The following is a 25,787-nucleotide window of genomic DNA, read 5'->3' as shown; positions in this document are numbered from 1 at the left end:
CTCTGTTTATTCCAGATTATCAGCATCAAAATAGCCTTTTGCTTTTATTTTGGTAGAGAAAAAATTTAAAAACAAGATCACAAAAAACAAAAACAATAAGGCTTGTGTGCATACTAAGAATTTTCCCCAAGTGGTGGCGGGATAGAAATCGCCATATCCTATAGAGGATGAAGTTACGGTACTGAAATAAATCGCATCAAACCAGTGTTCTAAAGGTTTATTCAAATAATTATCACAAGAATACAGCACGGCATAAGCAAATATGATTTCGATATAATTCAAAAAAAGCAATAACATGGCTCTTTTATAGGAACGAGGCTTGGCAAATAAATCTGAAGCAAAAATCAACGTAGGAATATATAAGATAGTTTCCAGCATGAGGTAAATCATAATTCCCAGCATCACAACATTACTTTGCCAGTGGTTGATCAAAATCAATAGCGGAAAGAATACCTTAAGTAAAACATAGAAGTCTACTGCCAAATCTACGTATTCATCTCCTTTTTTGAAAGCAAAATGTTTGATATAGATTCCAGGGAATAGCAATTGAGAAGAAGAAAGAAATAAACGCACCAATTTCTCCAGACCATTATCGTCCTGATGCGTATTATTCCATATTGCTTTGATGTTTTGGATCCGTTTTTCAAGAGGGTTGAATGGTGGAGGATCTGTTTTTGTTACATTTCCTAAAATCAGTTTTTTTAGGATCTTTTTCATAAAACTCAGCTTTAGCTATTCACCTCTAATTTACGAAATTAATGGTTTGAAATTTTAAAAAGACAATTAAACTAATTTTTCGACCACGATCAACTCATTGTGTTTTTCCACTCGGGGAATCGATTTAATGGAATAATCCACGGGACTGAATTCCGATATGAATTTTGAGTTTCTCAAATTTTGTTTTTCATCCAGTAGCATGGTGTTAAAAAGTACAAAACCTTTACTTTTTAAAAGAAAGCAAATGCGATTGATAAAAAAAGATTCGAATAAAAAATTAGGCATATGCGTATCTTGAAATACATCAATAATGATCAGGTTGTATTTTTCTTTGGTTTTCAAAACAAATTCAAAGGCGTCATCGATAATAATTTCGAGTTGCGGAATTTCATCTAGTTTGAAATATTTATTTGCCAATTCAATGATTTCCGGCTCCATTTCAACGCCGGTGATCTTTCCTCCAAATTTAATTTCGTCCACCAATGTTTTGATCACGCTTCCGCCGGCAACGCCTAAAACCAAAACGTTTTCCATCGAGTTGATTCTATCGAAGCCAATATATTTCAAGCCGAGTCGTAAAATACGTTGCAAACTGCCGTAGGAATAATTAGTGTTTTCTGAATCCATGACTAGTTCTCCATTTGTCCAAGTGATTTCAATCGATTTGTTCAGGCTAGATTTTTCAGTATGAATGTTTATGGGAATGAGGTAACTCAGTATTTTATGGATCATCTGCGCTGGTTTTTATCAAAATTAAGTTTTAATTATTTATTTTGCGCTAAATTGGAAAACAATGAAGAAACAAATTTACAAATGGATATTTTTTCGCCTTATGGGTTGGAAGATTGTGGGAACGATTGATGCCGATGTCAAGAAATGTGTAATGATGGTGATGCCACATACAAGCGCGCATGACTTTTATTTGGGAATTTTCACCAGAGGGATTATAGGTTTAGAAATGAATTGGGTGGGAAAAAAAGAATTGTTTCGTTTTCCATTGGGATTTTATTTCAGATACATGGGAGGAGAGCCGCTGGATCGTTCCGGCGGATTGAATAAAGTAGATTCAATTGCCGCGATTTTTAATCGAAAAGAAACCTTCCGACTTGCTGTGGCTCCAGAAGGAACACGTAAAAAAGTAGACCAACTTAAAACCGGTTTTTATTACATTGCCCTAAAAGCCAAAGTGCCAATTATTCCAGTTGCTTTTGATTTTGGAAAAAAAGAAGTGAAATTTGGGCAATTGTTATTCCCTTCTGGAAATATCGAAGAAGACTTAGTAATCTTAAAAAAGCATTACATCGGGGTTGAAGGTAAAATTCCCGAAAAAGGATTCAAAGACTAATTCTTTTTCGTTTGATTTAAACTTTTAAAAGCAGTTCTTTTTAGGAAACTAAAATGGGCTGCTTTTTTTAATTGGGATTAAAAACCTTAAATGTTCCATTCTTGTAAAAAAACACAATTTTTTCTACTTCACCTGAATTAGGATAAATAGGGCGATTGGGGTTCTCTTTCGTTTTTGTTATTTCTTCCTCAGGCTTAGTTGCAGGATTCGCCGCTGTAAACAAATCCTCTGGAATTAAATCCGACTGAGTTGGAGATGGAATAGTGCTGTTTACAACCTCGGCTATTTTGTTTTCTGGATTGTATGTTTCGCCGGGACTTTTTGGAAAAACTCCTTTGCCATTCAAAATCCAGTATAAATCCACATCCGGAAAAACATCCAAAATTTTGAGAATAAAATCGAGACTGGGTTTGTTCCTGCCGGATAGAAGGTGGGAAAGACTGGAACGTTGTACGCCAATTTTATCAGCAAATGCAGAGGCATTAAGACCGTAATAATCCAGTATAATTTCCAAACGTTTAATAAAATCCTCGATGTTTACCATTGTAAATTGTAGTTGAATTTAATAGATTTACAAATGTAATCAAATACAACTGAATTACCAAAATTACAACCGTAAACAGTGAAATAAGAACAATAAAACGCAAAGTAATACAAGAGTTAAAGTATTATAACTTGCTGATAATGTACTATGTAATATCTAAAATATAAATAGTTAACATTTGTTATTTACACATCAGGAGTTTGCTAATTAAACAGACAAAAAGCTGTTTACAAATGGAATTAGATTGTTTTTTTAACTGGTTACAATTGTAAAAATAAAGATGTTTACTTTTGTAAATCAAATAAATATTATGGATTTAGAACAATTATTCATCAAAAACAAAGAGCGGTCTATCTCTGGAAGGTATCTTACTTTAGATGCTATTGAGCCGGTTTTAAACAAATTAAATACAAATAATCAGCTTTCGATTATTGGGGAATCGGTGCTTGGGAAATCGATTTATAAATATCAAATAGGACAAGGAAAGATCAAAATTTTGCTTTGGTCCCAAATGCATGGCAATGAAAGTACAACCACTAAGGGTTTGTTTGACTTTCTAAATCTGCTGCATGATGGTTCTGATTTTGCAGATGAGCTCTTAAATACTTTTACTTTTTGCTGTATTCCAATGTTGAATCCGGATGGAGCAGCATTGTATACTCGGGAAAATGCCAATAAAGTAGATTTAAACCGCGATTCTCAGAATCTTAGTCAGCCAGAGAGTGTGATGTTAAGGCAGGCTTTTGAGAATTTTAAACCTGATTTTTGTTATAATTTGCACGATCAGCGAACAATTTTTGGAGTTGGTGATACGGGAAAACCTGCAACATTGTCCTTTTTGGCTCCTTCTTATAACGAGGAAAGGGAGGTAAATGCGACTAGAATGAAGGCAATTAATCTTATTGCAGCTATGAATGAGCAGCTGCAGTCTTATATTCCGGGGCAAATTGGTCGTTTTGATGATTCTTTCAATATCAACTGTATTGGAGATACTTTTCAATATTTGGGAGTGCCTACTGTTTTATTTGAAGCAGGACATTTTCAAGAGGATTATCAAAGAGAGAAAACTCGAAAATACGTGTTTATAGCGCTGGTTTCGAGTTTTTCGATACTCAGCGAAAACGATATAGTTAGTAATAAAATTGATAATTATGTGCGTATTCCTCAAAATAATATCGTTTTTTATGATTTTATATATAAAAATGTCAATATAAATTATGATGGTATTGAAAAAATTACGAATTTTGCTGCACAATTCAGAGAAGAATTAGTTGAAGGCGATATTTGTTTTAATGCCTACATAGTAGAAATAGGAGATTTGAGCGGTTATTGGGGTCATTATGAGTATGATGCTAAAGGAGCACATTTTGAAGCGGAGTATGGGAATGCGCCAATTATAAATGAAAAAGCCGATTTTTATTTAGGTAAAAACCTTAGATTTGTTAATGGATTGATAAAAAATTAACATTTTTGATTATATTAACGTTTTTATGCATAATTTTATCCTTTGTTTTGGTAGATATTAATATTAATTAAGAAATTATGAGTAAGTTCCGTTTAGATGAGGTAGATCATCAGATCCTAGATATGTTGATAGATAACACAAGAGTTCCGTTTACGGATATTGCAAAGAAATTATTGATTTCAGCAGGAACTGTGCATGTTAGAGTAAAGAAAATGGAAGATGCCGGAATTATAATGGGATCATCATTAGTACTTGATTATGATAAATTAGGCTATTCTTTTATCGCTTATGTAGGTGTTTTTCTTAATAATACTTCTCAAACAAAGTTTGTTTTGGAGCGTATTAACGAGATTCCTTTTGTGACAGTGGCTTCTGTGACCACTGGTAAGTTTAATATTTTTTGCAAAATTAGAGCAAAAGATACTAAGCATGCTAAGGATGTTATTTTTATGATTGATGATATTGATGGAGTATATAGAACTGAAACTATGATTTCATTGGAAGAAAGCATCAATGATAAAAAACGCTTGATGCATACCATTTTTAAGAACATGTAATACTCTTGAACGCTATATTTTGATATAACCTCAAGTTAGTTCTTGGGGTTATTTTTTTGTAACAATATTAACTAAAAACTAACCAACTATAACAGAATTATGTATACGCTTCCCAAAATAGAACGTTTTAATCAAAATGTTCTTTCTAAATATAATATTTATAATAGTGTTTTTATCACTTTGCCTTTTGATGCAATAGATAATACAGGGGTTTTACTTCCATTATTTACAGATGTTTGTGAGAATGGTTTTAAAAAACAAAAAACCCCAAAAGAGATTGTTGAGTTTTTCTCTGAAAAGTTTTTACATAGTGCTAACGAGGCGGATAAAATTGACTTGATGTTTCGTTTTATCCAGTATATTGAACGTCAAATCGTATTGTTTGACGCTGTTGAAGATGCTGCTTTTCCAGTTGTGAATAACATGGAAGGAAGAGGTTCTTTGAGGGATATCAAAGAAAAAACAGATGCCAGAGGAAAAAAAGAGGAATTGATTGATTTTCTTGAGAATTTCAATGTGAGAACTGTTTTGACAGCACATCCAACGCAGTTTTATCCTGGTGCAGTCTTGGGTATAATCAATGATTTGACGGCGGCTATAAGAGAAAATGACTTATTTGAGATTAAGCAGCTTTTAGCTCAGCTAGGGAAGACGCCTTTTATAAAAAGTGAAAAACCAAATCCTTTTGACGAAGCGGTTAGTTTGATTTGGTATCTGGAGAACGTCTTTTATAATACCTCGGGAGATATGGTTCAATATCTTCAAAAAAATGTTTTCAAAGGGAATTCAATTCAAAATTCGTTGATTCAGCTTGGCTTTTGGCCGGGAGGAGATCGAGACGGGAATCCGTTTGTAACTACTGATATTACATTGAAAGTAGCGGAACGTTTGAGAACTTCAATTCTGAAGTGTTATTATGTTGATATTAGAAACTTAAAAAGAAAGTTAACATTCTCTGGTGTAGATATTTTGGTTGCTGAACTTGAATACAAACTTTATAGATCAGTTTTCTATTCTCGCGGAGAAATTTATATTACTTTAGAGGAATTTAAAGCTCAATTGAACAAGATAAAAACGATTGTGATAGAACAGCATCAGTCGCTTTATTTGGATGAATTAGAGTCGCTTTTGATAAAGGTTAATTTATTTGGTTTTCATTTTGCCACCTTAGATATTCGTCAGAATAGTAAAATTCATGACGCTGTTTTTAAAGATATCTATGATTTTTACCTGCAATCGAATGAATCTGTTTTTCCAAAGAATTATTATGATTTGTCCGAAGATGACAAGTTTGAGGTACTCTCAAATGTGAAAGGTGCATTGAACCCAAATGATTTTGAAAATGAAATGACCCGATTGACTATTGAATCCATTCAGGCGATAAAAGTGATTCAGGAAAATAATGGGGAATTAGGAGCTAACCGTTACATTATTAGTAATAATGAAAATGCATTGAATGTAATGGAAACCTTTGCACTCATTCGTTTGAGTGATTGGGAAAACCCTACGGTTGATGTGGTGCCTTTGTTTGAATCCGTAGATGATTTGTTGAATGCTCATAATGTAATGGAGCAATTGTATACTAATCCGGTTTATGCAAATCATTTGGTCAATAGAGGAATGAAGCAAACGATTATGCTTGGTTTTTCTGACGGTACTAAGGACGGCGGTTATTTGATGGCAAATTGGAGTATTTATAAAGCCAAAGAGCAGCTTACAGCAATATCAAGGAAATACGGTATAAAAGTTATTTTCTTTGACGGACGAGGTGGACCACCTGCTCGTGGAGGAGGAAAAACACATAAATTTTACGCTTCTTTAGGTCCTAATATTGAAAACAATGAGATTCAAATCACAGTACAAGGGCAAACCATAAGTTCTAATTTTGGGACATTAGATTCTTGTCGTTATAATTTAGAGAATTTATTGAGTGCCGGAGTGACAAATCAGGTCTTTGCGAAGGATGAAAATAAGTTATCAGAAGTAGATAAAGAGGTTTTGGAGCAATTGTCTGATTTAGGATATCAAAAATACCTGAGCTTCAAGAATCATCCAAAGTTTATTCCTTATTTGGAGCAAATGAGTACGTTGAAGTATTATGCTAAAACAAATATTGGAAGCCGACCATCAAAAAGAAGTAAGTCTGCACAATTAGATTTTGCTGATTTAAGAGCGATTCCTTTTGTGGGTTCTTGGAGTCAATTGAAGCAAAATGTACCTGGGTTTTATGGTGTAGGTACAGCTTTGAAGTATTTTGAGGATAACGGACAATGGGATAAGGTTCAGAATTTATATGATAATTCGATGTTTTTCAAAACACTTTTGGAAAACAGCATGATGTCTTTGGCAAAATCATTTTTTCCATTGACGGCTTACATGAAAAAAGATCCTGAGTTTGGTGAATTTTGGCAAATTATTTATGACGAATTTTTAGAAACAAAACGTTTGTTGTTGAAAATTGCAGGTCATACTGAACTTATGGAAAATTATCCTGATGGTAAAGCATCTATTCAAATTAGAGAGCGTATTGTGTTGCCTTTGTTGACAATACAGCAATATGCTTTATTGAGAATTAATGAACTGAACAAAGATAATACGCCAGATGAAAATTTAATAAAGGTGTACGAAAAAATTGTAATGCGTTCTCTTTTTGGAAATACAAACGCCAGTAGAAACTCAGCTTAATCCAAAGAATATGAAATCAGACCAATTACCGATTGATGAGTATGCTCCTTATTACAAAGGCTATATTCAGGTTTTAGAAAACGTAGATTTGATTGAGGAATTGGAAATTTGCTTGCACGATTTTATCAAATTTGTGCAAAATATTCCAATGGATAAATTTGATTTTCGCTATGCCGAAGGCAAGTGGACAATTAAAGATATTATTCAGCATCTTATTGATGCCGAGCGTGTATTTAGTTATCGGGCTTTGCGAATTTCGAGAAATGATAAAACACCTTTACCCGGTTTTGAGGAAAATGATTATGTAGACCATGCCAATGCTAACAATAGAAGTCTGCAGGAATTGCTGACTGAAATGGCAGTGGTAAGACAAGCGACTTTGTCTCTTTTTAAGAGTTTTTCAGAGGAGCAATTAAAAAAAATCGGTATCGCATCTAATAATGAAGTTTCAGTACGTGCGATTGGTTTTATCATTATTGGTCATCAAAAGCACCATCAGAAAATTTTTCAGCAAAGGTATTTGTAAATTAATGGAAGCAGCTGGACCAAATTTCCAGTTTTTTTTCAAAAGACATGGTATTAGCAGGACTTGTAGAAGGCATCACATAATAAGTGATGCCTTCTATTTGCCCGAATTTTTTAAGAAAATAACGGTGACTTTCTTTGCCGTTAAAAATGATACTGCTGATAAGCGGAAAATTTTGAAATAAAGTCTCAAAATCATTTTCCTTTTGATTTTTGATATGAATGTCCAAGCTCCCTTTTCTTTCGCAATTTTCCAAGACATCCCATAGGCCAATTTTATGGGCTTGTAAAACTTTTATTTTTTCTTCAAAAACTTCAGAAACGGGTAATTTGTCGAAAAGGCTGTAGATTATTTTCCAAAAATGATTTCTCTTATGGGCATAATATTCTTGTTTTTCAAGAGAAGCAACACCTGGCATGGTTCCTAAGATTAAAATTTCCGTCTCGGAATTGATGAAATAAGGAAAGGAGGAAATCATGCTCAAGGATTATTTTTGTTTTCTTTCTCAATAATGGATAAGGCCAATCGTATTTTGTCGTAAGCGATTTTTTGATCAAGATAATCAAAATAAGGCTTTAATGCACTGGGATTCTCCAATTTTATTTGGGCATCAGCTATAAGACTCACTTCTTCTTTTGATACAAATTGATATAAATCAATGGCGGCTCCATCCGAATATAATTTGGCTAAATGCGACATAACGGTTCCTAAACCTAATTTTCGTTTTACCGCAATTTCTTCTGCGCTTAGTCCATTTTCGAATAATTGCAGGGTTTCTTTATACGTACTTGCTTCCTTTTTTGGTTTGGCGGCCTTGTTTTTTTGAAAAGCGATGATGGTCTTGATAAAGGCGTCTCCATATTTTTCTAGTTTGGCTCTTCCTACGCCGTCTATTGCGATCAATTCCTCTTCACTCATGGGCCTGTTGATTTCCATTTGGCGCAAAGCAGCATCACTAAAAATTACATAAGCAGGAACTTCTTCGTCTTTAGAAATTTCATAACGCAATTTTCTAAGAGTTTCAAAAAGAGAATTGGCAACAGATTTACTTTTAGGTTCTTTTAGAGCTATTTTTTCGACAGTAATTTTTGGAACACTGGTAAGTTGTACTTTTTCTCCCTCAAATAATACTTCGGCTGCCAATGAGGTCAGTCGAATTTTATTTTGTCTGTGAAAAGCGATTTCGCAAAAACCTTGATTGATTAACTGAATGATGTATTGGTTCCAGTCGTGCCAAGAAATGTCGCTGCCTACTGCATAGGTTTTCAGATTTTGATATTCTTTTTCGAAAATAGAGGCATTTTTTGATCCGCGCAAAAAATCGATAATTACGGGTAGTGGTTCGGATTCTTTTAATCGAATAATCGCCGACAATGCTTTTTGAGCAATGACAGTTCCGTCAAAAAAAGCAGGAGGATTTTTGCAAATATCGCAGTTGCCGCAATTTTCGGTTACTAATTCGCCAAAATAGGACAATAATATTTTTCTGCGACAACTCAACGCGTCAGCATATTGCTTCATGCGATCGAGTTTAGCCAGCTGAACTTCGGCATTTAATCCTTGCGATGCAAATTTTTGCAACTGGATAACATCACCATAACTTTCGAATAAAATAGTTTCAGAAGGTAGGCCGTCTCGGCCGGCACGTCCTATTTCCTGATAATAGCCTTCGATGTTTTTGGGTAAATTATAATGAATCACCCAGCGCACATTCGATTTGTCGATTCCCATTCCAAAAGCGATGGTGGCACAAACCACTTGGCAATCATCATTTATAAATTCATCTTGGGTTTTAGAGCGGATGCTGTTGTCTAAACCGGCATGATAAGCTTTGGCATTGATGCCTATTTTTTGTAATTTCTCGGCGAGTTCTTCGGTTGTTTTTCTGCTTAGGCAATAAATGATGCCGGATTCATTCGGCTTATCCTTTATGAAATCGATGATTTGTTTGACTCTGTCCAGCGCAGGGCGCACTTCAAGACTCAGGTTTTTTCGGTCGAAAGAAGAGATGAATTGTTTAGGATTTTTTAGATTCAATTGCAGGCTAATGTCCTTACGTGTTGCTTTATCGGCAGTGGCAGTTAAAGCTAAGATTGGAGTAGTAGGGAAGCGGTTTTTTAGATAACCTAAATTAGTATAGGCCGGTCGAAAGTCATGTCCCCAGGACGAAATACAATGGGCTTCATCGATCGCGATAAGGCTCACGGTGATTAGATTAAAAGTATTTTCCAGATAGGATAAACTCTCGGGAGCAAGATACACCAGTTTGACCTTGTTTTCTATTAGATTCTGAATATTCAGTTGTTGTTCTGCTTCGGTCTGACTGCTGTTGATAAAACAGGCTGGAATACCATTGGCTCTCAAGCTGTCTACTTGATCTTTCATCAGCGCAATCAAAGGAGAAATTACAATGGTAATTCCAGGAAACAGTAAAGCCGGTAATTGAAAACAAATTGATTTCCCTCCACCTGTAGGCATAATAGCCAAGGTGTCATGGCCAGATAAAATAGTATTTATAATATTTTCCTGATTGGGTCTGAATTTTTCAAAACCAAAATTTACTTTAAGAGTATCATGTAATATTTGAGATGCAATCATTATAAAATAGTTGTACTTAAATAGAAAATTGGTATCAGAAATTGTGTGCCATTAGGGCTAAAAAAAAAGGAACCCATTTAGAGTTCCCTTTAATATTTTAATGAGACTAATCTTCGTCTTCATCTTCGTCTTCCTCATCCGTGTCCGGTCTGTCAAGATTTTCCTCTTCATCCTCGTCTTCGTCATCCATATCGTCATCCATGCCAAGTGCCTTAAGAGGTGCGATTGGTTCGATTACATCGTCGATTTCATCATCCTCATCAAAGTTTTCTATACGATCGGCTAGTTTTGTACTTACTTTTACTAGGTAAATAGTGTCTTCTGTACGCACTTCAACGGCTTCAACTAATTCGTTTTTAGCATTTCTAAAACGGATTATATCTTCATCATCATATCCATCAGGAAATTTATCAACTAACAAGTTTAAAATTTCATTTGTCAATTTGGCATACTCAACAATAACTCTTTTCATAAAAATGGTATTATAAATCTAATAAATAAGCAAAAATTAAAGGTGCTACGATGGTAGCATCAGATTCGATGATGAACTTTGGCGTTTTGATGTCTAATTTACCCCAAGTGATTTTTTCATTAGGCACTGCTCCGGAATAAGAACCATAACTGGTTGTTGAATCAGAGATTTGACAGAAATAGCTCCAAAACGGAACGTCATGCATTTCCATATCTTGATACAACATAGGTACAACACAGATAGGGAAATCTCCGGCAATACCACCACCAATTTGAAAGAAACCAATTCCGTTGCTGCTGTTTTTTGGATACCAATCAGAAAGGAATACCATGTACTCAATTCCTGATTTCATTGTTGAGGCTTTTAAATCTCCTTTGATTACATAAGAAGCAAAGATATTCCCCATGGTACTGTCTTCCCAACCCGGTACAATTATAGGTAGATTTTTCTCAGCTGCGGCATACATCCAGCTGTCTTTTAAGTCAATTTCGTAGTATTCTTCAAGAACTCCGGAAAGTAACATTTTATACATGAATTCATGTGGAAAATATCTTTCGCCTTTATCGTCAGCATCTTTCCAGATTTTGTAAATGTGTTTTTGCAAACGACGGAATGCTTCATGCTCCGGAATACAGGTATCTGTAACACGGTTTAAGCCTCTTTCCAGTAAATCCCATTCGTCCTGTGGAGTCAAATCACGATAATTTGGAACTCTTTCATAGTGGGAATGTGCCACTAGGTTCATAATATCTTCCTCAAGGTTTGCGCCAGTACAGGAAATAATTTGAACTTTATCCTGACGGATTATTTCGGCAAAAATCTTTCCAATTTCAGCTGTACTCATAGCTCCAGCCATACTCACCATCATTTTGGCACCATTGGCTAATTGTTGTTCATATGCTTTTGCGGCATCTACTAAAGATGCAGAATTGAAATGTAAATAATGCTTTTCAATAAACTGACTGATAGGTCCTTTACTCATGTTGTTAGATTTAAATATTTAAAAATCAATTCATTGAATGGATGTATTCAAATATAATGAATTTTCAAATGGGCTGATACTGTATTTGTTTTTTTTTATTTATTGTAACCTAATATTTTTAACACATCTTCGGATGTTTGCTGTTCTGAGAATACTTCCGTGGCCAAAATTCCATTTTCATCTCTGTCAATTAGAATATGTTTGGGTTGTGGAATTAAGCAGTGGTGCAAACCGCCATAGCCGCCAATGGTTTCCTGATAGGCTCCCGTATTAAAAAAACCAATGTACAAAGGTTTTTCTTTATTGTATTTTGGCAAATAGATGGCATTCATGTTTTGCTCTGAATTGTAATAGTCATCACTATCACAAGTCAGGCCTCCTAATAAGACCCTTTCGTAGGTATCGTTCCAGCGATTTACAGCCAGCATGATAAAGCGCTTGTTTATGGCCCAAGTATCCGGTAAAGTGGTGATGAAAGAAGAATCAATCATGTTCCATTTTTCCCTGTCGTTCTGTTGTTTTTGATACAAAATTTGGTAAATAGCCCCGCCGCTTTCTCCTACGGTGAAAGAACCAAATTCTGTAAAAATATTAGGAACATCTACTTCGGCTTCGTCGCAAGCTATCTTAATTTGATTGATGATTTCGTCAATCATGTATTGATAGTCATACTCAAATGCCAAAGAGTTTTTGATTGGGAAACCTCCGCCAATATTCAATCCATCCAGAGAAGGACATTCTTTTTTTAGGGCAATGTAAACTTTGATACATTTTACTAATTCATTCCAATAGTAAGAATTGTCATTAATCCCCGTGTTGATAAAAAAGTGCAACATTTTCAGTTCCAAATTTTTATTTTCCTGAATTTGTTTTTTGTAAAAACTAACAATGTTCTTATATCCAATTCCTAATCGGGAAGTATAGAACTCAAATTTTGGTTCTTCTTCAGCAGCAATACGGATTCCAATTTTAAATTTACCTTTAATTTCGGACTGCAATAAATCCAGTTCTTCGTAATTGTCAATAATTGGAATGGTATTCTTGTGTCCGTTATTGATTAAACGGGCTATGTTTTCAATGTATTGGTCTCTTTTGAAGCCATTACATATAATATAAGTGCTTTTGTTGATTTTTCCGTTTGTCATTAAATTCTCGACAATATTGATGTCAAATGCCGAAGAGGTTTCAATGTGGATATTGTTTTTGAAAGCCTCATTCATGATAAATTCAAAGTGAGAACTTTTAGTACAATAACAGTAATAGTATTTTGCCTCATATTTGTTTTTTTCCATCGATTTACGAAACCAGCTTTTGGCTTTGTTGATGTTGTTGGAAATTTGAGGTAAATAGGTAAATTTTAAAGGAGTACCATATTTTTCTACCAGTTTCATCAAATCAATGTTGTGAAACTGAAGGTTGTCTTTGTTTAAAGTGAATTCTTCTTGTGGGAAATAATACGTTTGATTTATTAAGTCAGAATATTTTGTGTTCATTTAGTTTTTGGATTTTAGATGGATTAAATTGAAAAAATAAAAAATAACTAAAATTCAAACCCTAATATTCGCATAGATAATCTGAAGTTTCTCTGGTTCCACTTTTAAATATTGAAAAATATCAAAACAGAATTGAACCTTAATGGTATAGAAATGCTTTAAGAATCTTAAAAAAGACCTATCATTTTTATTCGCATTGAAGCGGTACTTTCTTTGGTTTTGATTGTTTTTCATTGCCGCAAATGTAAAAAATAATACATACGCAATGCAATCCTTTTTAAAAAAAATAATTAAGATTTATAATCATTGAATGCTTTGATAATCAATTCATTTTCAACTAATTGATCTATTTTTATTTTGCCAATCCCTTCTATTAAAGCGAACTGGATACTGCCATACTCATTTTTTTTATCGTGAATGAGTAATTCCAGTATCGGATCAATGTCATTATCGTTAAAGCTAATGTCATCGAAGATGGATTTTATCGTTGTTTTAATTTGTAAGAACTCTTCTTCGTTGATTAAATTTTTATGCCAAGAAATGTAACTTTCCAGGATCATCCCCACAGCAATGGCTTCTCCATGTAATAAAGTGGTTTTGTTTTGATTTTCCAGAAAATAACTTTCAATGGCGTGGCCCAGAGTATGACCAAAATTCAATGATTTCCTGATGTTTTTTTCCGTTGGGTCTTGGCTAACGATTTCATTTTTGATAACCACAGATCGGTAAATCAATTCATCAAAATCGGCAAAATCAATAGCTTTTAAATCCAAGAATTGTTCCCAGTAGATCTTATCATATATTAATCCGTGTTTGAGCATTTCGGCAAGACCGGAGCGCATTTCGTTTTGAGGAACCGTTTCCAGATAATGGGTATCAATAAGAACCATGGTTGGGACATTGATAACACCAATCTGATTTTTTAAATTCCCTAAATCTACTCCGTTTTTTCCGCCTACCGAAGCATCTACCATAGATAATAAGGTGGTAGGAATATGGATAAAATCAACGCCTCGCTTAAAGGTTGAGGCTACAAAACCACCTAAATCAGTTACTACACCTCCGCCAAGATTGATGACAAGACTTTTTCGGTCTGCGCCAAGTTCTGTTAACACATTCCAAATTTGAACACAGGTCTCGATGTTTTTATTTTCTTCTCCTGCTTCAAATTCAATTATTTCTATCGTTAAATCCGTTTCTAAATAAGGCAGAAATTGTGGCAGACAATATTCATTGGTATTGCTGTCAACAATAATAAATACATTGGAATATTTATTCACCTTTAAATGAAGATTTAGCGCTTCGTATGCTTTTTCGTTGAAATGTATCGGGTAGTTGTTGGCTTGGATAGTTTGCATTTTTATTCATTAATTAGAACCGCAAAATAAGGTAATTTTTGCTGAATAATCTCCAAAACTCTATCTATATTTGTGCAAAAATTTCACAAAAAATGGAAAAAATATTTAATAATACACAAGTTGCGTTTGCATTAAAAAGTGATACCGAACTGGATAGAGCTTATTTTCTTTTTAAAATGATTGCAAACCAACCTTTGGTTCGAATTGGAACTGCAGTTACCAATTTTGCTTTAAAAGCAAATCTTCCTGTGGAAGGACTAATACGTGCTACTGTTTTTGATCATTTTTGTGGCGGAGTCAATGAAAACGATTGTCTTACGGTGGTGGATAAAATGTATACTAAAGGAGTTTCTTCGGTATTGGATTATTCAGTTGAAGGTAAAGAAGAAGAAGATCAGTTTGATGCTGCGCTGAAAATGACTTTAAAGACCATAGATTTTGCTCAAGAACGCCAAGCGATACCTTTTGCAGTTTTTAAACCAACAGGTCTAGGAAGAATGGATTTGTATGTAAAATTGGGAGAAAAACAAAGCTTAACAGCCAGTGAACAGGCTGAGTGGGATAGAGTAGTGGCTCGTTTTGATTTGATATGCAGTGAAGCGCACAAAAAAGACGTGGCTTTGCTCATTGATGCCGAGGAAAGCTGGATGCAGGATGCAGCCGATGACTTAGTTGCTGAAATGATGCGAAAATACAACAAAGAAAAAGCGATTGTTTTTAATACGCTTCAAATGTACCGCTGGGATCGTTTGGATTATTTGAAAAAACTACATGAACAGGCCAAAGAGGAGGGATTCTTCATTGGAATGAAATTAGTGCGTGGTGCTTACATGGAGAAAGAAAATCTCAAAGCAGAAGAAAAAGGCTTGCAATCGCCTATTTGTTCTACTAAAGAAGCGACGGACGTCAATTATGATGCGGCGGTGCTTTATATGGTAGAGCATTTAGATAAAATGGCCATTTTTGCCGGTACTCACAATGAATTAAGTACTTATTACCTGATGGACCTGATGGAAAAGAACGGAATAAAAGCAAACGATCAGCGAATTTGGTTTGGTCAATTGTACGGAATGAGTGATAATATCAGTTATAATCTAGCCGCCTACGGATACAATGTAGCTAAATATTTACCATTTGGTCCGGTAAAAGATGTTATGCCTTACTTGATTCGTCGTGCAGAAGAAAATACTTCTGTTGCCGGACAAACTAATCGCGAATTGACATTGATAAAAACAGAACGCGACAGAAGAAAAGGGAAATAAAAATTAGTTTTCAGTGATTATTCAGGAAACGTTTTAAACAGAAAAACTCCATTCGATATAAACGAATGGAGTTTTTTTTTAGGTCAAATTAGTAAGTAAATCTTAAGAATTACTGAACTGCAGATTGCTTAAGTTTTTATAGATACCGTTTTCCAGTGCTATTAATTCCTGATGCGTTCCCTGTTCTGTAATTTCGCCTTTATCAAGAACCAGAATTTGATCGGCGCTGCGGATGGTAGAAAGACGGTGGGCAATGATAATACTTGTTCTGCCTTCCATCAAAATCTCTAAGGCTTCCTGAACCAGTTTTTCGCTCTCGCTGTCTAAAGACGAAGTGGCTTCGTCCAGAATTAATATACTTGGGTTTTTAAGTAAAGCACGGGCAATGGCGATGCGCTGTCTTTGACCTCCGGATAATTTGATTCCTCTTTCGCCTACAACAGTTTCAAATTTCTCAGGGAAACCTTCGATGAAATTAAAGGCATTGGCTTGTTTTGCCGCGGTTAAAATTTCTTCTTCGGTAGCATCGGGTTTTCCGTAAGCAATATTTTCTTTGATGGTTCCTCCAAATAAAATAACGTCTTGGGGAACAATGCTCATATTACCGCGAAGTGTCTCTAAATCAAAATCGTAAATGTTTTTCCCGTCTACCAATATTTCGCCTCCTTCTATGTCGTAAAAACGCAATAGCAAAGAAGCGATAGTCGATTTACCAACACCGCTGGGCCCCACAATGGCAATCTTTTGACCAAAATTAGCATTAAAATTGACGTTTTTAAGCACCTTAATCTCTTTTCGGGAAGGATAGCTGAAGGCTACATTCCTGAAGCTGACATTTCCTTGTATTTTTTCTATAGCAGCTGTGTTAGGACTTGCAGTGATTTTTTCTGGTTTTTCCTCCAATAGTTCAAAAACACGTTCAGTGGCACCAATTGCTTTTTGAACTTGGGCATATAACTCTGCAATTCCTCCCGAAGAAGCACCTACATAGCTAGAGTACAATATGAAGGTAAACAATTCGCCCACGGTGATTTCGCCTGCAATACTCAGCTGAACACCGTACCAAACCACTGCTACAATAGTTCCAAATAAACAAATGATTATAAAGGATGCAAAATAACCCCTGAGTTGTCCTCCTTTGATGGCAATCTTGACCACTTCTTTGATTTTTTCTCTATAACGCGCTATTTCGTACCATTCATTGGCGAAAGCCTTCACAATGCTGATGCCTTGCATGGTTTCCTCAACAACAACCTGGCTTTCGGCAACCTGATCTTGTACTTTTTTGGAATATTTTCTAATAAAACGGCCAAAAAACACGGCTGCAACCCCTACAAGTGGAACTACAGAAATCATCATAATGGTTAGCTTGACATTGATACTGGCCAGCATGATGAAACTTCCTATAATTAATATAAACTGTCTTAGAAACTCGGCTATTGTAGTGGTTAAGGTATCCTGGATCTGGGTGATGTCGTTGCTTATTCTGCTGTTTAGTTCGCCCACACGTTTTTGAGAAAAGAAAGTCATTGGTAGTTTTACCAGATTGGTATAGAGTGCTAATCGAACATTAGCCAGAGTGTTTTCGGTGAAATTCACAAACAGGGACAACCTGAAAAAAGAAAAAACCGATTGCAAAACCAGAACTAATCCCAGTCCCAACGCAATTTGATTTGCCAGCTGAGCGTCTTTTTTATTGACACAATCCACGAGCATTCCCATGAATTTAGGGAAAGCCAATGCGGTAACACTGGTGAGTAATAAAAAAATCAGACCTACATAGAATTTCCAACTATTATTGCCTGCATATCTAAAAATGATTTTTGCTTTATTGAGTGAACTTGCTGTAATTTTTGATTTTGGTAAATCGTTTTCTTTGAACCTTGCCATTATTTATTATTTATAATGCAAATGTACTACTATAAGCACGGATAACAAAAAACATTCTTAGGGAGTGTTTTCTTAAACGACTGTTAATGAGTGTTAAGAGTTTTTAGGGTGAAATTTTATTAATTTATTTTAATTTTTTGCTTGCAAATACCAAATCTAGCTGTATATTTGCACTCGCAATCACGAAATGATAGCAACCTAGTAAAATAGGGCGATTAGCTCAGCTGGTTCAGAGCACCTCGTTTACACCGAGGGGGTCGGGGGTTCGAACCCCTCATCGCCCACAGAAACTCCAATAGGAATATTGGGGTTTTTTTATTTCTATAAACTCATGGAATTCATTGTTTATATTCTGTTCAGCGAAAGCAAAAATAGATTCTATATTGGGTTCACATCCAATTTAGATGCAAGAGTTATTCGTCACAATCAAAAAAGTAAAGGTTTTACAGGAAGTGCAAACGACTGGAAAGTAGTTTATACAGAAAAATACGAGACTAAAGAGATTGCCCATAGGAGAGAATTGCAAATTAAGTCATGGAAAAGCAGGATTAAGATTCAAGAATTAATTCTGAATAAAGATTGACTCAGCTGGTTCAGAGCATTCCGATTTTTCATCGGAAGTGGTCGGGGGTTCGAACCTCCCGATTGTATCGGGACAAGCTATCATCGCCCACAGAAACTCCAATAGAAATATTGGAGTTTTTTTATTTCTATAAACTTATGGAATTCATTGTTTATATTCTGTTCAGCGAAAGCAAAAATAGATTCTATATAGGATTCACATCCAATTTAGATGCAAGAGTTATTCGTCACAATCAAAAAAGTAAAGGTTTTACAGGAAATACAAACGACTGGAAAGTAGTTTATACAGAAAAATACGAGACTAAAGAGATTGCTCGTAGAAGAGAATTGCAAATAAAGTCATGGAAAAGCAGGATTAAGATTCAAGAATTAATTTTGAATAAAGATTAACTCAGCTGATTCAGAGTATTCCGATTTTTCATCGGAAGTGGTCGGGGGTTCGAATCTCCCGATTATATCGGGACAAGCTATCATCGCCCACAGAAACTCCAATAGAAATATTGGAGTTTTTTTTTTATTTCTATAAACTCATGGAATTCATTGTTTATATTCTGTTCAGCGAAAGCAAAAATAGATTCTATATAGGGTTCACATCCAATTTAGAGGGGAGAGTTATTCGGCACAATCAAAAAAGTAAAGGTTTTACAGGAAATACAAACGACTGGAAAGTAGTTTATACAGAAAAATACGAGACTAAAGAGATTGCTCGTAGAAGAGAATTGCAAATAAAGTCATGGAAAAGCAGGATTAAGATTCAAGAATTAATTTTGAATAAAGATTAACTCAGCTGATTCAGAGCATTCCGATTTTTCATCGGAAGTGGTCGGGGGGGTTCGAAGCTCCCGATTATATCGGGACAAGCTATCATCGCCCACAAAATTTATAAAAACTCCAATAGAAATATTGGAGTTTTTTTTTGTTTTATACTTTAGCCTTTTTTTGGATCAATTCGAAAAGCTGTGAAATTTCAAAAATTATGCATAGATGGTAGTTAGCCTAAAAAGGAAAAATTCAATATTGCTCACTGCTCTGAATTAGGATCTGAATGCTTCTGTTTTTCTAAATAGTCCCAGTGGTTTTTTGTAGGAATTTGATAGGTTTTTTTTAGGGCTTTGTTTGGCTCTTTTTTAGTGTTTTAATGCTGCTTTCTAGTTTTGATACTATAGTCATACACTATCCATACACTATCCATGCTTTATCCATGCTTTATCCATACACTATCCGTTAGCTGATTTTATGTTGTTTTTTGACCTAAAAGATTAAATTTATATGTTTTTTCTTATGATTTAAGGTTTTCTGAAAGATTAGCTTATTGTGGCTTAGCAAGCTCAATTTGTCCTACAAAAATGGACAATTGATGGTGTCACTACCGATCAAATTCAAAAGTTATTGCGGGCTAAAAATCAAGCTTAAAAAGTAGTTGATCAGTAGCGGACGAAATTGAAGGCTTTGGAGGTGAACTCAGTTTGTTACTTTTCATTTGGTTTTGATGAATTCAAGCATTTGAGGGGTACACTTTGTTTATTCAATTTGCCAGTTTGGTCTTTTATTTTCCCAAGTTGTCTTTTTCAATTCAAACCAATCTGTTGGGTCGCCTTCGTAATCAAAAGTTTCTTGAAAGGCAAAGCCTAATTTAGTCAACAGCTTTTTTGAGTTTACATTTTTAGGATCAGTTATTGCAAAAATTCGGTTCGTGTTCAAATTTTTAAAGCCATAGTCTAGTATGGCGATAGCAGATTCAGTTGCAAAACCTTTTCCCCAATGTTTTTTCTTAAATCTATACCCAAGTTCGTAAAAATCAGTATGATTGTTTAAAGGCTGGTTAAAGTACTTCAATCCTGACCAACCAACACATTCATTTGTCAATTTGTCAACTACAGCCCAACGCGCAATTCCATTTTCTTTGTATTGGATTTTAAGCATTTCAATGACTTTTGTTATTTGGTCAATTGATTTTACAGGATTGTTTTCGATATACAAATGCACTTCTGGGTCAGAGTCCATTTCGAATAAATCATTTTGGTCTGTATATTCTAATTCTCTTAAAATAAGCCGTTCTGTTTCTATTACAATTCCCATTTGTCAGTCGTATTTTTGTTTATTTGTTTTGTTCTCTTAGTTCTTCCAATTAGGTTTAGTTCTTAGTTGTAATGCTGTAGCTTTTTAACCCCAAAAGCAACCCAACTTATCTTCTTCAACAATTTTTACAAATTCTTTTAGGTTGTTTACTTTTTCTTTCGGCTTATAGCTATGCCATTTCAAATCGGACATAAACCAAAAAATTTTCCATTGATTCTCTTTTTTAACGAATGTGGCTTTTGCAATATTGTACTCTCTTTTTTCTTGAGGATTTTTCCAATCTGGACGAATTTCAAAAAGAATGACACTTTGATCTTCCACTTTGTAGTTCATGTCGAGTTTACTTTTGATTTCTTCGGATGGTCGAATTTTGATCAGGAAACTTTCCATTATTTCAATAATCTCGATTTGGTTTTCAAATTGTAATGCCATTTGTAGTTAAATTCCAGTTTTTATTATTTTCTAGATGCTGCAATCGCTTACGGACAAGGTCAGTCTGTGAAAAAACCTTTGTTCTATTAATACCAAATATAGTAAAATAACGATGTAAAAAGAGGATTGCTCTTGTTTTAGGAAGGCAACAGCTCCGCTGAATTTCCCCGTGAACAAATACATTTCTCAAGTTTAAAAGACGCAATACCTCCGGACAATCCGGTTCGGTTTATAGGCGCTTTTGTAGCATATATAGATTTGACAAAACTAGGTTTTTCAGTTAAAATACTCAGAAAATAAGGTCTCCCGAGTTATAGAAGTCAAGTATTTCTCAAGATCTATTTATAGGGTTATCTCAAATGAGGATGCAACCACTTCATAGCTTTAAGACAACTGCTAGTAATTCGAGGTCAGGAGACTTCGGATAGCGGGGTGCAGTATTTTTAGTAACTTACTTTCTCTCCATTTCCGATGAAAACAAGAGCATCAAAATGTTTAAAATAATTAAACTCTGTATTTCCCATGCCAAACATACCAACAAATTTTGTGTTCTTTAATTCAGGATATTCTTTACTTATCAAACTTGAAAAAATTATAGAATTACCTGTTATGTCTGGTAATAAATTCAACAGATTGTTTTTCTGTTTTACTTGCGTTTCAATAAAGCTCATTTTTCGGTAAGGCATTTTTATTGGTGCGAAAGCAACATGAAAAGTTTTTCGATTAGTTTGTCCAAGAAATTCTGCCCCCATAATTTTGCCATCCATAAACTCCTCTTTCATTTTTGAAATATGAGCATTTGCGGCCCAAACAATGATTTTTTGTTTTTCTAATTTTTCTGCTACAAATTGTAGGTTGCTTGCCATCTGATTATCCCTAATTTCATATGCTTTCAATTTTGATGTGGTATCTTGTAATATGTTACTTTGAAAACTTTGCAGAAATTGATACCACAGTTTATTTTGCTTAACAATATCAGCTTGCAAAATAAGATTAATATTTTCAACTAGATATTTTATATCATTTTTTGAGAGTTCTTTTTCCAATTCGGGTCCACGCTTGCAAACAATATCTACAAAATCTTTAAATTTTTTTTCATAAGTAATATTGTTTTCATTCAGAAATGAAAAAAGTTGAGGCGAAAAATTATGGAAACTGTAACCCATACTAAATTGATTATCAAATCCCCAAATTGTAACTTTTTGATCTTTTAAAAAATTAAATAATGCTTTACATTGTTTTGATTTTGACCAAAACGGAAACAAAAAATTTTTATCGTTTGTATTGTATAAAGCAAAGAAATCTCCTTCAAACGCAATGTTTTTGTAACCATGTTCTAGTACCAAAAATTTCACAAATTCTGTTTTTGCTAGAAAATCAGAGCCAATGTGATGTTCCGATTCACCCAGAAAAACCATGTCTTTTTCGCCAATTTGTAATGATAGTTCATTTTTTGCATCCCGATTTAATAATGTATCAATCGGATTCAACATGACTATAGACTTTTGTCCAATCATCAAATTCGTAAAAACACATGTAACTAATAATAGGTAAATTTTCATCGTTTTGAGGTAATATTGCAGCCAACGTCAGTCCGTAAAACAACCTCCGTTACATTAGCCTCAAACATAACAAAATACCATTATAAAAACAAGATTATTCTTATTTTTAAGAATGCAACACATCATTGAAATTTCCCGCCAACAAATGCGTTTTTCAAGTTTAGAAGACGCAATAGTTACTGACAATGAAGCTCGGTTTATAACCGTTTTTGTAGCATAAATAGATTTTATATAACTGGGTTTCTCCGTTGAACTGCTCAGAAAAATAGGTCAACCGATTTATAGCAGCCTAGTATTTCTAAAAATTTAAACGTTTTTATCATAGAATGTGCTAGTGAATTGCTCGCCTATATTTTTGAGCCAACTAGCAAGTGTATCTTGTTCTAATGCTGTTATTTTGTGGAATCAATAACTGTTTATTCCTCTGTTTCATCTAGCTCAAAATTTAAGAGTAAACCACCTTCAATGATCAAACTATCTGATTCATGCGAATCAAGGGATGAATTTATATGCCGTCCCTCTGGGACTTTGTCACAAATCTTAAATACTTTTCTATAAATATTTCGCTCCGCTGGAGCTCATAATAAATAAAGGTGATACAATAAAGCTCCGTTAGGAGCGAAATAGCTATAGAAAGCATAGTTCAATTGATTCAAAGCTCCAGCGGAGCGACATATTTATGACAAATTAATTATCATAAACATAGCCTAGTTTTATAAGAGCTTATTATTTATTGGGAATTTTGGTTCGAATACCGTTAGCTTTTAATCATTGTTAAAAAGAGGTTAATGAAAATAGTACTGTTGAATTAGGGTTTGTTTTTTATAACTTTGCGAAATGCAAAACAAAATTAGACGTTCGGTTTCCGAGTTCAATAATGAATTAAAACTAAAAGGATTTAACGTCTTTCAAATCGAAAGCGATGCTAATGCAACACGCACCTACAGCCGAAAAGATTTTTATAAAATCTGTCTGACGACTGGAAAAAGCGTTATTCACTATGCCGATAAAAGTTTTGAGGCCGAAGGAACTGTTTTGTTCTTTGGTAATCCGCATATTCCTTATTCATGGGAAACGTTATCAACAAGTTATGTAGGTTATACCTGTTTGTTCTCGGAAGAGTTTTTAAAATCGGATCGTTCTGAGAGTTTGCAAAATTCTCCTTTATTTAAAATTGGCGGAACTCCCATTTTGAATATAACGGAACCGCAAAGAGAGTTCTTAAACAGGCTTTTTCAGAAAATGATGGAAGAGCAACAAACGGATTATGCTTACAAGGATGATTTAATTCGAAACTACATCAATTTGATAATCCACGAAGCATTAAAAATGCAACCTTCTGAAGATTATGCAACTAATAACAATGCGCAGTCCCGAATAACATCTGTTTTTTTAGAATTATTGGAAAGACAATTTCCAATTGAAACCAATGAAAAGCCTCTTGAATTAAAGACAGCGCAAGATTATTCTACTGTTTTGTCAATTCATGTTAATTATCTCAATCGTGCGGTGAAAAGTACCACAGGAAAATCGACCACAACTCATATTTCGGAACGTATTATTAGCGAAGCAAAAGCGCTTTTACAGCACACTGATTGGAATATAGCCGAGATAGCTTATGCTCTTGGTTTTGAATATCCCACTTATTTTAATAATTTTTTCAAGAAGAACACGGGGACAAATCCCAAAAATTTCCGTTTAGAAATGGTTTGAATTTCTTAACTATAGGTTTGAATCTTGTTAGCACATAGATCCAGTTTCGCTATAATTTTGGCTTTCAAATTAACGCAAAGAAATTATGGAGACAACAACTATTTTCACAAGAGATAAAGCAGGCGAAATTATTCCGCTTCATGATCCTGAATATCCACAATTATTTAAGGTTATTCAAAAGGCGATGCGTACCACTGCCAAGCTGAACAATCTTGTTACGGATGATATTCAAGAAATTAATGCTGTTTTTAGCGAATTAATAGGTAAAAAAGTAGATGATACTTTCTTTATGATTCCGCCTTTCTATTCTGATTTTGGTAAAAATATCAACATTGGTAAAAATGTGTTTGTAAACCACGCCTGTACTTTTATGGACAGAGGTGGTATTACACTAGAAGACAACGTACTTATTGGTCCGAAAGTAAATCTTATCACGACGAATCATCCGATAAATCCAAATGAAAGACGCGCTACCATTTCGCTACCTATTGTAATCAAAAAAGGCGCTTGGATTGGAGTAGGAGCGACCATTTTGCCGGGTGTAACTATTGGCGAGAACTCGATTGTGGCAGCGGGAGCAGTAGTGTTTAGAGATGTTGCTGATCACACGATTGTTGGCGGAGTTCCAGCCAAGTTTATAAAATCAATTGCTGACGAATCCATTTAGAAAGTAAAAGACTAAGAGGCTAACGTCATTTTATATTGCTTTTTTTAGAATGAAAGTTATGCCTACCATTGACGTTTTTATATGACAAGGGCTTCGACAGGCTCAGCCTGACAGGATTAAGGTTATTTTATATTGTTTTTTTTAGAATGAAAATTATGCCTACCATTAACGTTTTTATATGACAAGGGCTTCGACAGGCTCAGTCTGACAGGATTAATGTCATTTTATATTGTTTTTTTTAGAATGAAAATTATGCCTACCATTGACGTTTTTATATGACAAGGGCTTCGACAGGCTCAGCCTGACAGGATTAAGGTTATTTTATTTTGTTTTTTTTTAAATTAAACCTTGAACTGACGTTTTAAATAATTGTCCTCAACGGATTCAATACTAATAATTAATACAGCGGTTATAATTTCTGCTTGTAGTGCTAAAACAGAAAATAATATGGACACAACATCAATTTTTCCCCAAGGAGATAAATTATCAAACGATTGGTTTACGGGAAATGCTTTTTTAACAGCATTTGTAGCAAAAGATAAAAACAACGAATTTTCAGCAGGCAATGTCAGTTTTGAAGCCGTAGCAAGAACCCATTGGCACACACATCCAAAAGGTCAGGTTTTAATTGTACTGGAAGGTGAAGGATTCTATCAGGAAGAAGGCGCACCGGCTCAATCTATCAAAAGAGGAGATGTTGTAAATATTCCTGAAAATGTAAAACACTGGCACGGTGCTATTGCTAAAAGCGAAATGGCACATATTGCAATTACTAATTTTAAAGGTGAGCTTCAGGTCACTTGGTTAGAGCCTGTATCTGATCAAGATTATGCAGCAGTTAACAGCAAATAATTTCCA

25 protein-coding genes and 1 tRNA gene are annotated in these 25,787 nt (G+C 34.6%); 13 read left to right on the top strand and 13 right to left on the bottom strand.

Annotated elements, in window-relative coordinates; all coding sequences use genetic code 11:
- Positions 1-6: 6 nt before the first annotated feature.
- Both BUB25_RS09125 and BUB25_RS09120 read right to left on the bottom strand, forming a co-directional pair.
- A complete protein-coding gene (locus tag BUB25_RS09125) occupies positions 7-717 on the bottom strand; it encodes a potassium channel family protein (protein ID WP_072943270.1) in 711 nt (236 codons plus the stop codon).
- A 66-nt stretch (positions 718-783) separates the two neighbouring features.
- Positions 784-1,449: a spermidine synthase gene (locus BUB25_RS09120; RefSeq protein ID WP_072943268.1), complete on the bottom strand. Its 666-nt coding sequence runs from the start codon at positions 1,447-1,449 to the stop codon at positions 784-786.
- Between the two features lie 61 nt (positions 1,450-1,510).
- On the opposite strand from BUB25_RS09120, the gene BUB25_RS09115 reads away from it, so the two are divergent.
- Positions 1,511-2,062 carry a 1-acyl-sn-glycerol-3-phosphate acyltransferase gene (locus BUB25_RS09115; protein ID WP_072943266.1) on the top strand — a complete coding sequence of 184 codons (552 nt, stop codon included), beginning with the start codon at positions 1,511-1,513 and terminating at the stop codon, positions 2,060-2,062.
- Positions 2,063-2,129: 67 nt separating this feature from the next.
- On the opposite strand, the gene BUB25_RS09110 is transcribed toward BUB25_RS09115, so the two are convergent.
- Positions 2,130-2,606: a helix-turn-helix domain-containing protein gene (locus BUB25_RS09110; protein WP_072943264.1), complete on the bottom strand. Its 477-nt coding sequence runs from the start codon at positions 2,604-2,606 to the stop codon at positions 2,130-2,132.
- Between the two features lie 310 nt (positions 2,607-2,916).
- On the opposite strand from BUB25_RS09110, the gene BUB25_RS09105 reads away from it, so the two are divergent.
- The 4 genes from BUB25_RS09105 to BUB25_RS09090 all read left to right on the top strand — a co-directional run bounded on the left by BUB25_RS09105 (position 2,917) and on the right by BUB25_RS09090 (position 7,839).
- Positions 2,917-4,071: a M14 family metallopeptidase gene (locus BUB25_RS09105; RefSeq protein WP_072943373.1), complete on the top strand. Its 1,155-nt coding sequence runs from the start codon at positions 2,917-2,919 to the stop codon at positions 4,069-4,071.
- 77 nt (positions 4,072-4,148) lie between these two features.
- Entirely contained in the window at positions 4,149-4,628 is a 480-nt protein-coding gene (locus tag BUB25_RS09100; protein ID WP_072943262.1) for an Lrp/AsnC family transcriptional regulator, read from the top strand.
- A 99-nt stretch (positions 4,629-4,727) separates the two neighbouring features.
- Complete coding sequence (locus BUB25_RS09095; protein ID WP_072943258.1) at positions 4,728-7,313, top strand: phosphoenolpyruvate carboxylase; 2,586 nt, start codon at positions 4,728-4,730, stop codon at positions 7,311-7,313.
- A gap of 10 nt (positions 7,314-7,323) precedes the next feature.
- Positions 7,324-7,839, top strand: a complete 516-nt coding sequence (locus tag BUB25_RS09090) for a DinB family protein (protein ID WP_072943371.1) — start codon at positions 7,324-7,326, stop codon at positions 7,837-7,839.
- Between the two features lies 1 nt (position 7,840).
- Here BUB25_RS09090 and BUB25_RS09085 read toward each other — a convergent pair whose 3' ends face one another.
- The 6 genes from BUB25_RS09085 to aroB form a co-directional block, all read right to left on the bottom strand.
- Complete coding sequence (locus BUB25_RS09085; protein ID WP_072943256.1) at positions 7,841-8,317, bottom strand: DNA-deoxyinosine glycosylase; 477 nt, start codon at positions 8,315-8,317, stop codon at positions 7,841-7,843.
- Positions 8,318-8,319: 2 nt separating this feature from the next.
- Complete coding sequence (recQ, locus tag BUB25_RS09080) at positions 8,320-10,437, bottom strand: DNA helicase RecQ (protein ID WP_072943253.1); 2,118 nt, start codon at positions 10,435-10,437, stop codon at positions 8,320-8,322.
- A gap of 106 nt (positions 10,438-10,543) precedes the next feature.
- Positions 10,544-10,909 (bottom strand): DNA primase, encoded by a 366-nt coding sequence (locus tag BUB25_RS16605; protein WP_072943251.1) that lies wholly within the window; start codon positions 10,907-10,909, stop codon positions 10,544-10,546.
- A gap of 10 nt (positions 10,910-10,919) precedes the next feature.
- A complete protein-coding gene (locus BUB25_RS09070) occupies positions 10,920-11,891 on the bottom strand; it encodes a deoxyhypusine synthase family protein (protein WP_072943249.1) in 972 nt (323 codons plus the stop codon).
- A gap of 95 nt (positions 11,892-11,986) precedes the next feature.
- Positions 11,987-13,384 carry a type III PLP-dependent enzyme domain-containing protein gene (locus tag BUB25_RS09065; protein ID WP_072943247.1) on the bottom strand — a complete coding sequence of 466 codons (1,398 nt, stop codon included), beginning with the start codon at positions 13,382-13,384 and terminating at the stop codon, positions 11,987-11,989.
- Between the two features lie 290 nt (positions 13,385-13,674).
- Positions 13,675-14,742 carry a 3-dehydroquinate synthase gene (gene aroB / locus BUB25_RS09060; protein WP_072943245.1) on the bottom strand — a complete coding sequence of 356 codons (1,068 nt, stop codon included), beginning with the start codon at positions 14,740-14,742 and terminating at the stop codon, positions 13,675-13,677.
- Positions 14,743-14,834: 92 nt separating this feature from the next.
- Here aroB and BUB25_RS09055 point away from each other — a divergent pair, with 92 nt between their 5' ends.
- Complete coding sequence (locus BUB25_RS09055) at positions 14,835-16,004, top strand: proline dehydrogenase family protein (RefSeq protein WP_072943242.1); 1,170 nt, start codon at positions 14,835-14,837, stop codon at positions 16,002-16,004.
- Between the two features lie 102 nt (positions 16,005-16,106).
- On the opposite strand, the gene BUB25_RS09050 is transcribed toward BUB25_RS09055, so the two are convergent.
- Positions 16,107-17,894 carry an ABC transporter ATP-binding protein gene (locus BUB25_RS09050; protein WP_072943230.1) on the bottom strand — a complete coding sequence of 596 codons (1,788 nt, stop codon included), beginning with the start codon at positions 17,892-17,894 and terminating at the stop codon, positions 16,107-16,109.
- A gap of 209 nt (positions 17,895-18,103) precedes the next feature.
- Here BUB25_RS09050 and BUB25_RS09045 point away from each other — a divergent pair.
- The 4 genes from BUB25_RS09045 (at position 18,104) to BUB25_RS09030 (ending at position 19,258) form a co-directional block, all read left to right on the top strand.
- A tRNA-Val gene (locus BUB25_RS09045) sits at positions 18,104-18,178 on the top strand.
- A gap of 47 nt (positions 18,179-18,225) precedes the next feature.
- The gene (locus BUB25_RS09040) at positions 18,226-18,477 is read left to right on the top strand and encodes a GIY-YIG nuclease family protein (protein WP_072943228.1); all 252 of its coding nucleotides are present in this window, start codon (positions 18,226-18,228) and stop codon (positions 18,475-18,477) included.
- A 137-nt stretch (positions 18,478-18,614) separates the two neighbouring features.
- Complete coding sequence (locus tag BUB25_RS09035) at positions 18,615-18,866, top strand: GIY-YIG nuclease family protein (protein WP_072943226.1); 252 nt, start codon at positions 18,615-18,617, stop codon at positions 18,864-18,866.
- A 140-nt stretch (positions 18,867-19,006) separates the two neighbouring features.
- On the top strand, positions 19,007-19,258 hold the full coding sequence (locus tag BUB25_RS09030) for a GIY-YIG nuclease family protein (RefSeq protein ID WP_072943225.1): 252 nt from the start codon (positions 19,007-19,009) through the stop codon (positions 19,256-19,258).
- Between the two features lie 739 nt (positions 19,259-19,997).
- Here the strand turns inward: BUB25_RS09030 and BUB25_RS09025 are convergent.
- The 3 genes from BUB25_RS09025 to BUB25_RS09015 all read right to left on the bottom strand — a co-directional run bounded on the left by BUB25_RS09025 (position 19,998) and on the right by BUB25_RS09015 (position 22,549).
- Positions 19,998-20,555, bottom strand: a complete 558-nt coding sequence (locus tag BUB25_RS09025; protein ID WP_072943223.1) for a GNAT family N-acetyltransferase — start codon at positions 20,553-20,555, stop codon at positions 19,998-20,000.
- An 84-nt stretch (positions 20,556-20,639) separates the two neighbouring features.
- Positions 20,640-20,987 carry a DUF3024 domain-containing protein gene (locus BUB25_RS09020; protein WP_072943221.1) on the bottom strand — a complete coding sequence of 116 codons (348 nt, stop codon included), beginning with the start codon at positions 20,985-20,987 and terminating at the stop codon, positions 20,640-20,642.
- Positions 20,988-21,430: 443 nt separating this feature from the next.
- Positions 21,431-22,549, bottom strand: a complete 1,119-nt coding sequence (locus tag BUB25_RS09015; protein ID WP_084089479.1) for an erythromycin esterase family protein — start codon at positions 22,547-22,549, stop codon at positions 21,431-21,433.
- Between the two features lie 837 nt (positions 22,550-23,386).
- On the opposite strand from BUB25_RS09015, the gene BUB25_RS09010 reads away from it, so the two are divergent.
- The 3 genes from BUB25_RS09010 (at position 23,387) to BUB25_RS09000 (ending at position 25,781) form a co-directional block, all read left to right on the top strand.
- On the top strand, positions 23,387-24,262 hold the full coding sequence (locus BUB25_RS09010) for a helix-turn-helix domain-containing protein (RefSeq protein WP_072943218.1): 876 nt from the start codon (positions 23,387-23,389) through the stop codon (positions 24,260-24,262).
- An 85-nt stretch (positions 24,263-24,347) separates the two neighbouring features.
- Positions 24,348-24,929 carry a sugar O-acetyltransferase gene (locus BUB25_RS09005; RefSeq protein ID WP_072943217.1) on the top strand — a complete coding sequence of 194 codons (582 nt, stop codon included), beginning with the start codon at positions 24,348-24,350 and terminating at the stop codon, positions 24,927-24,929.
- 447 nt (positions 24,930-25,376) lie between these two features.
- On the top strand, positions 25,377-25,781 hold the full coding sequence (locus BUB25_RS09000) for a (R)-mandelonitrile lyase (protein WP_072943214.1): 405 nt from the start codon (positions 25,377-25,379) through the stop codon (positions 25,779-25,781).
- Positions 25,782-25,787 lie beyond the last annotated feature (6 nt).

It is taken from the genome of Flavobacterium granuli, from assembly GCF_900129705.1.
In the GTDB taxonomy this organism is placed as follows: domain Bacteria; phylum Bacteroidota; class Bacteroidia; order Flavobacteriales; family Flavobacteriaceae; genus Flavobacterium; species Flavobacterium granuli.
The sequence above is the reverse complement of the archived record's forward strand: the minus strand, read 5'-3'. Positions and strand labels throughout refer to the sequence as shown.

Excerpts from the sequence above, each read along its gene's own strand:
- BUB25_RS09125 (WP_072943270.1), bottom strand. The coding sequence starts at position 717 with ATGAAAAAGATCCTAAAAAAACTGATTTTAGGAAATGTAACAAAAACA.
- BUB25_RS09120 (WP_072943268.1), bottom strand. The coding sequence starts at position 1,449 with ATGATCCATAAAATACTGAGTTACCTCATTCCCATAAACATTCATACT.
- BUB25_RS09115 (WP_072943266.1), top strand. The coding sequence starts at position 1,511 with ATGAAGAAACAAATTTACAAATGGATATTTTTTCGCCTTATGGGTTGG.
- BUB25_RS09110 (WP_072943264.1), bottom strand. The coding sequence starts at position 2,606 with ATGGTAAACATCGAGGATTTTATTAAACGTTTGGAAATTATACTGGAT.
- BUB25_RS09105 (WP_072943373.1), top strand. The coding sequence starts at position 2,917 with ATGGATTTAGAACAATTATTCATCAAAAACAAAGAGCGGTCTATCTCT.
- BUB25_RS09100 (WP_072943262.1), top strand. The coding sequence starts at position 4,149 with ATGAGTAAGTTCCGTTTAGATGAGGTAGATCATCAGATCCTAGATATG.
- BUB25_RS09095 (WP_072943258.1), top strand. The coding sequence starts at position 4,728 with ATGTATACGCTTCCCAAAATAGAACGTTTTAATCAAAATGTTCTTTCT.
- BUB25_RS09090 (WP_072943371.1), top strand. The coding sequence starts at position 7,324 with ATGAAATCAGACCAATTACCGATTGATGAGTATGCTCCTTATTACAAA.
- BUB25_RS09085 (WP_072943256.1), bottom strand. The coding sequence starts at position 8,317 with ATGATTTCCTCCTTTCCTTATTTCATCAATTCCGAGACGGAAATTTTA.
- recQ (WP_072943253.1), bottom strand. The coding sequence starts at position 10,437 with ATGATTGCATCTCAAATATTACATGATACTCTTAAAGTAAATTTTGGT.
- BUB25_RS16605 (WP_072943251.1), bottom strand. The coding sequence starts at position 10,909 with ATGAAAAGAGTTATTGTTGAGTATGCCAAATTGACAAATGAAATTTTA.
- BUB25_RS09070 (WP_072943249.1), bottom strand. The coding sequence starts at position 11,891 with ATGAGTAAAGGACCTATCAGTCAGTTTATTGAAAAGCATTATTTACAT.
- BUB25_RS09065 (WP_072943247.1), bottom strand. The coding sequence starts at position 13,384 with ATGAACACAAAATATTCTGACTTAATAAATCAAACGTATTATTTCCCA.
- aroB (WP_072943245.1), bottom strand. The coding sequence starts at position 14,742 with ATGCAAACTATCCAAGCCAACAACTACCCGATACATTTCAACGAAAAA.
- BUB25_RS09055 (WP_072943242.1), top strand. The coding sequence starts at position 14,835 with ATGGAAAAAATATTTAATAATACACAAGTTGCGTTTGCATTAAAAAGT.
- BUB25_RS09050 (WP_072943230.1), bottom strand. The coding sequence starts at position 17,894 with ATGGCAAGGTTCAAAGAAAACGATTTACCAAAATCAAAAATTACAGCA.
- BUB25_RS09040 (WP_072943228.1), top strand. The coding sequence starts at position 18,226 with ATGGAATTCATTGTTTATATTCTGTTCAGCGAAAGCAAAAATAGATTC.
- BUB25_RS09035 (WP_072943226.1), top strand. The coding sequence starts at position 18,615 with ATGGAATTCATTGTTTATATTCTGTTCAGCGAAAGCAAAAATAGATTC.
- BUB25_RS09030 (WP_072943225.1), top strand. The coding sequence starts at position 19,007 with ATGGAATTCATTGTTTATATTCTGTTCAGCGAAAGCAAAAATAGATTC.
- BUB25_RS09025 (WP_072943223.1), bottom strand. The coding sequence starts at position 20,555 with ATGGGAATTGTAATAGAAACAGAACGGCTTATTTTAAGAGAATTAGAA.
- BUB25_RS09020 (WP_072943221.1), bottom strand. The coding sequence starts at position 20,987 with ATGGCATTACAATTTGAAAACCAAATCGAGATTATTGAAATAATGGAA.
- BUB25_RS09015 (WP_084089479.1), bottom strand. The coding sequence starts at position 22,549 with ATGAAAATTTACCTATTATTAGTTACATGTGTTTTTACGAATTTGATG.
- BUB25_RS09010 (WP_072943218.1), top strand. The coding sequence starts at position 23,387 with ATGCAAAACAAAATTAGACGTTCGGTTTCCGAGTTCAATAATGAATTA.
- BUB25_RS09005 (WP_072943217.1), top strand. The coding sequence starts at position 24,348 with ATGGAGACAACAACTATTTTCACAAGAGATAAAGCAGGCGAAATTATT.
- BUB25_RS09000 (WP_072943214.1), top strand. The coding sequence starts at position 25,377 with ATGGACACAACATCAATTTTTCCCCAAGGAGATAAATTATCAAACGAT.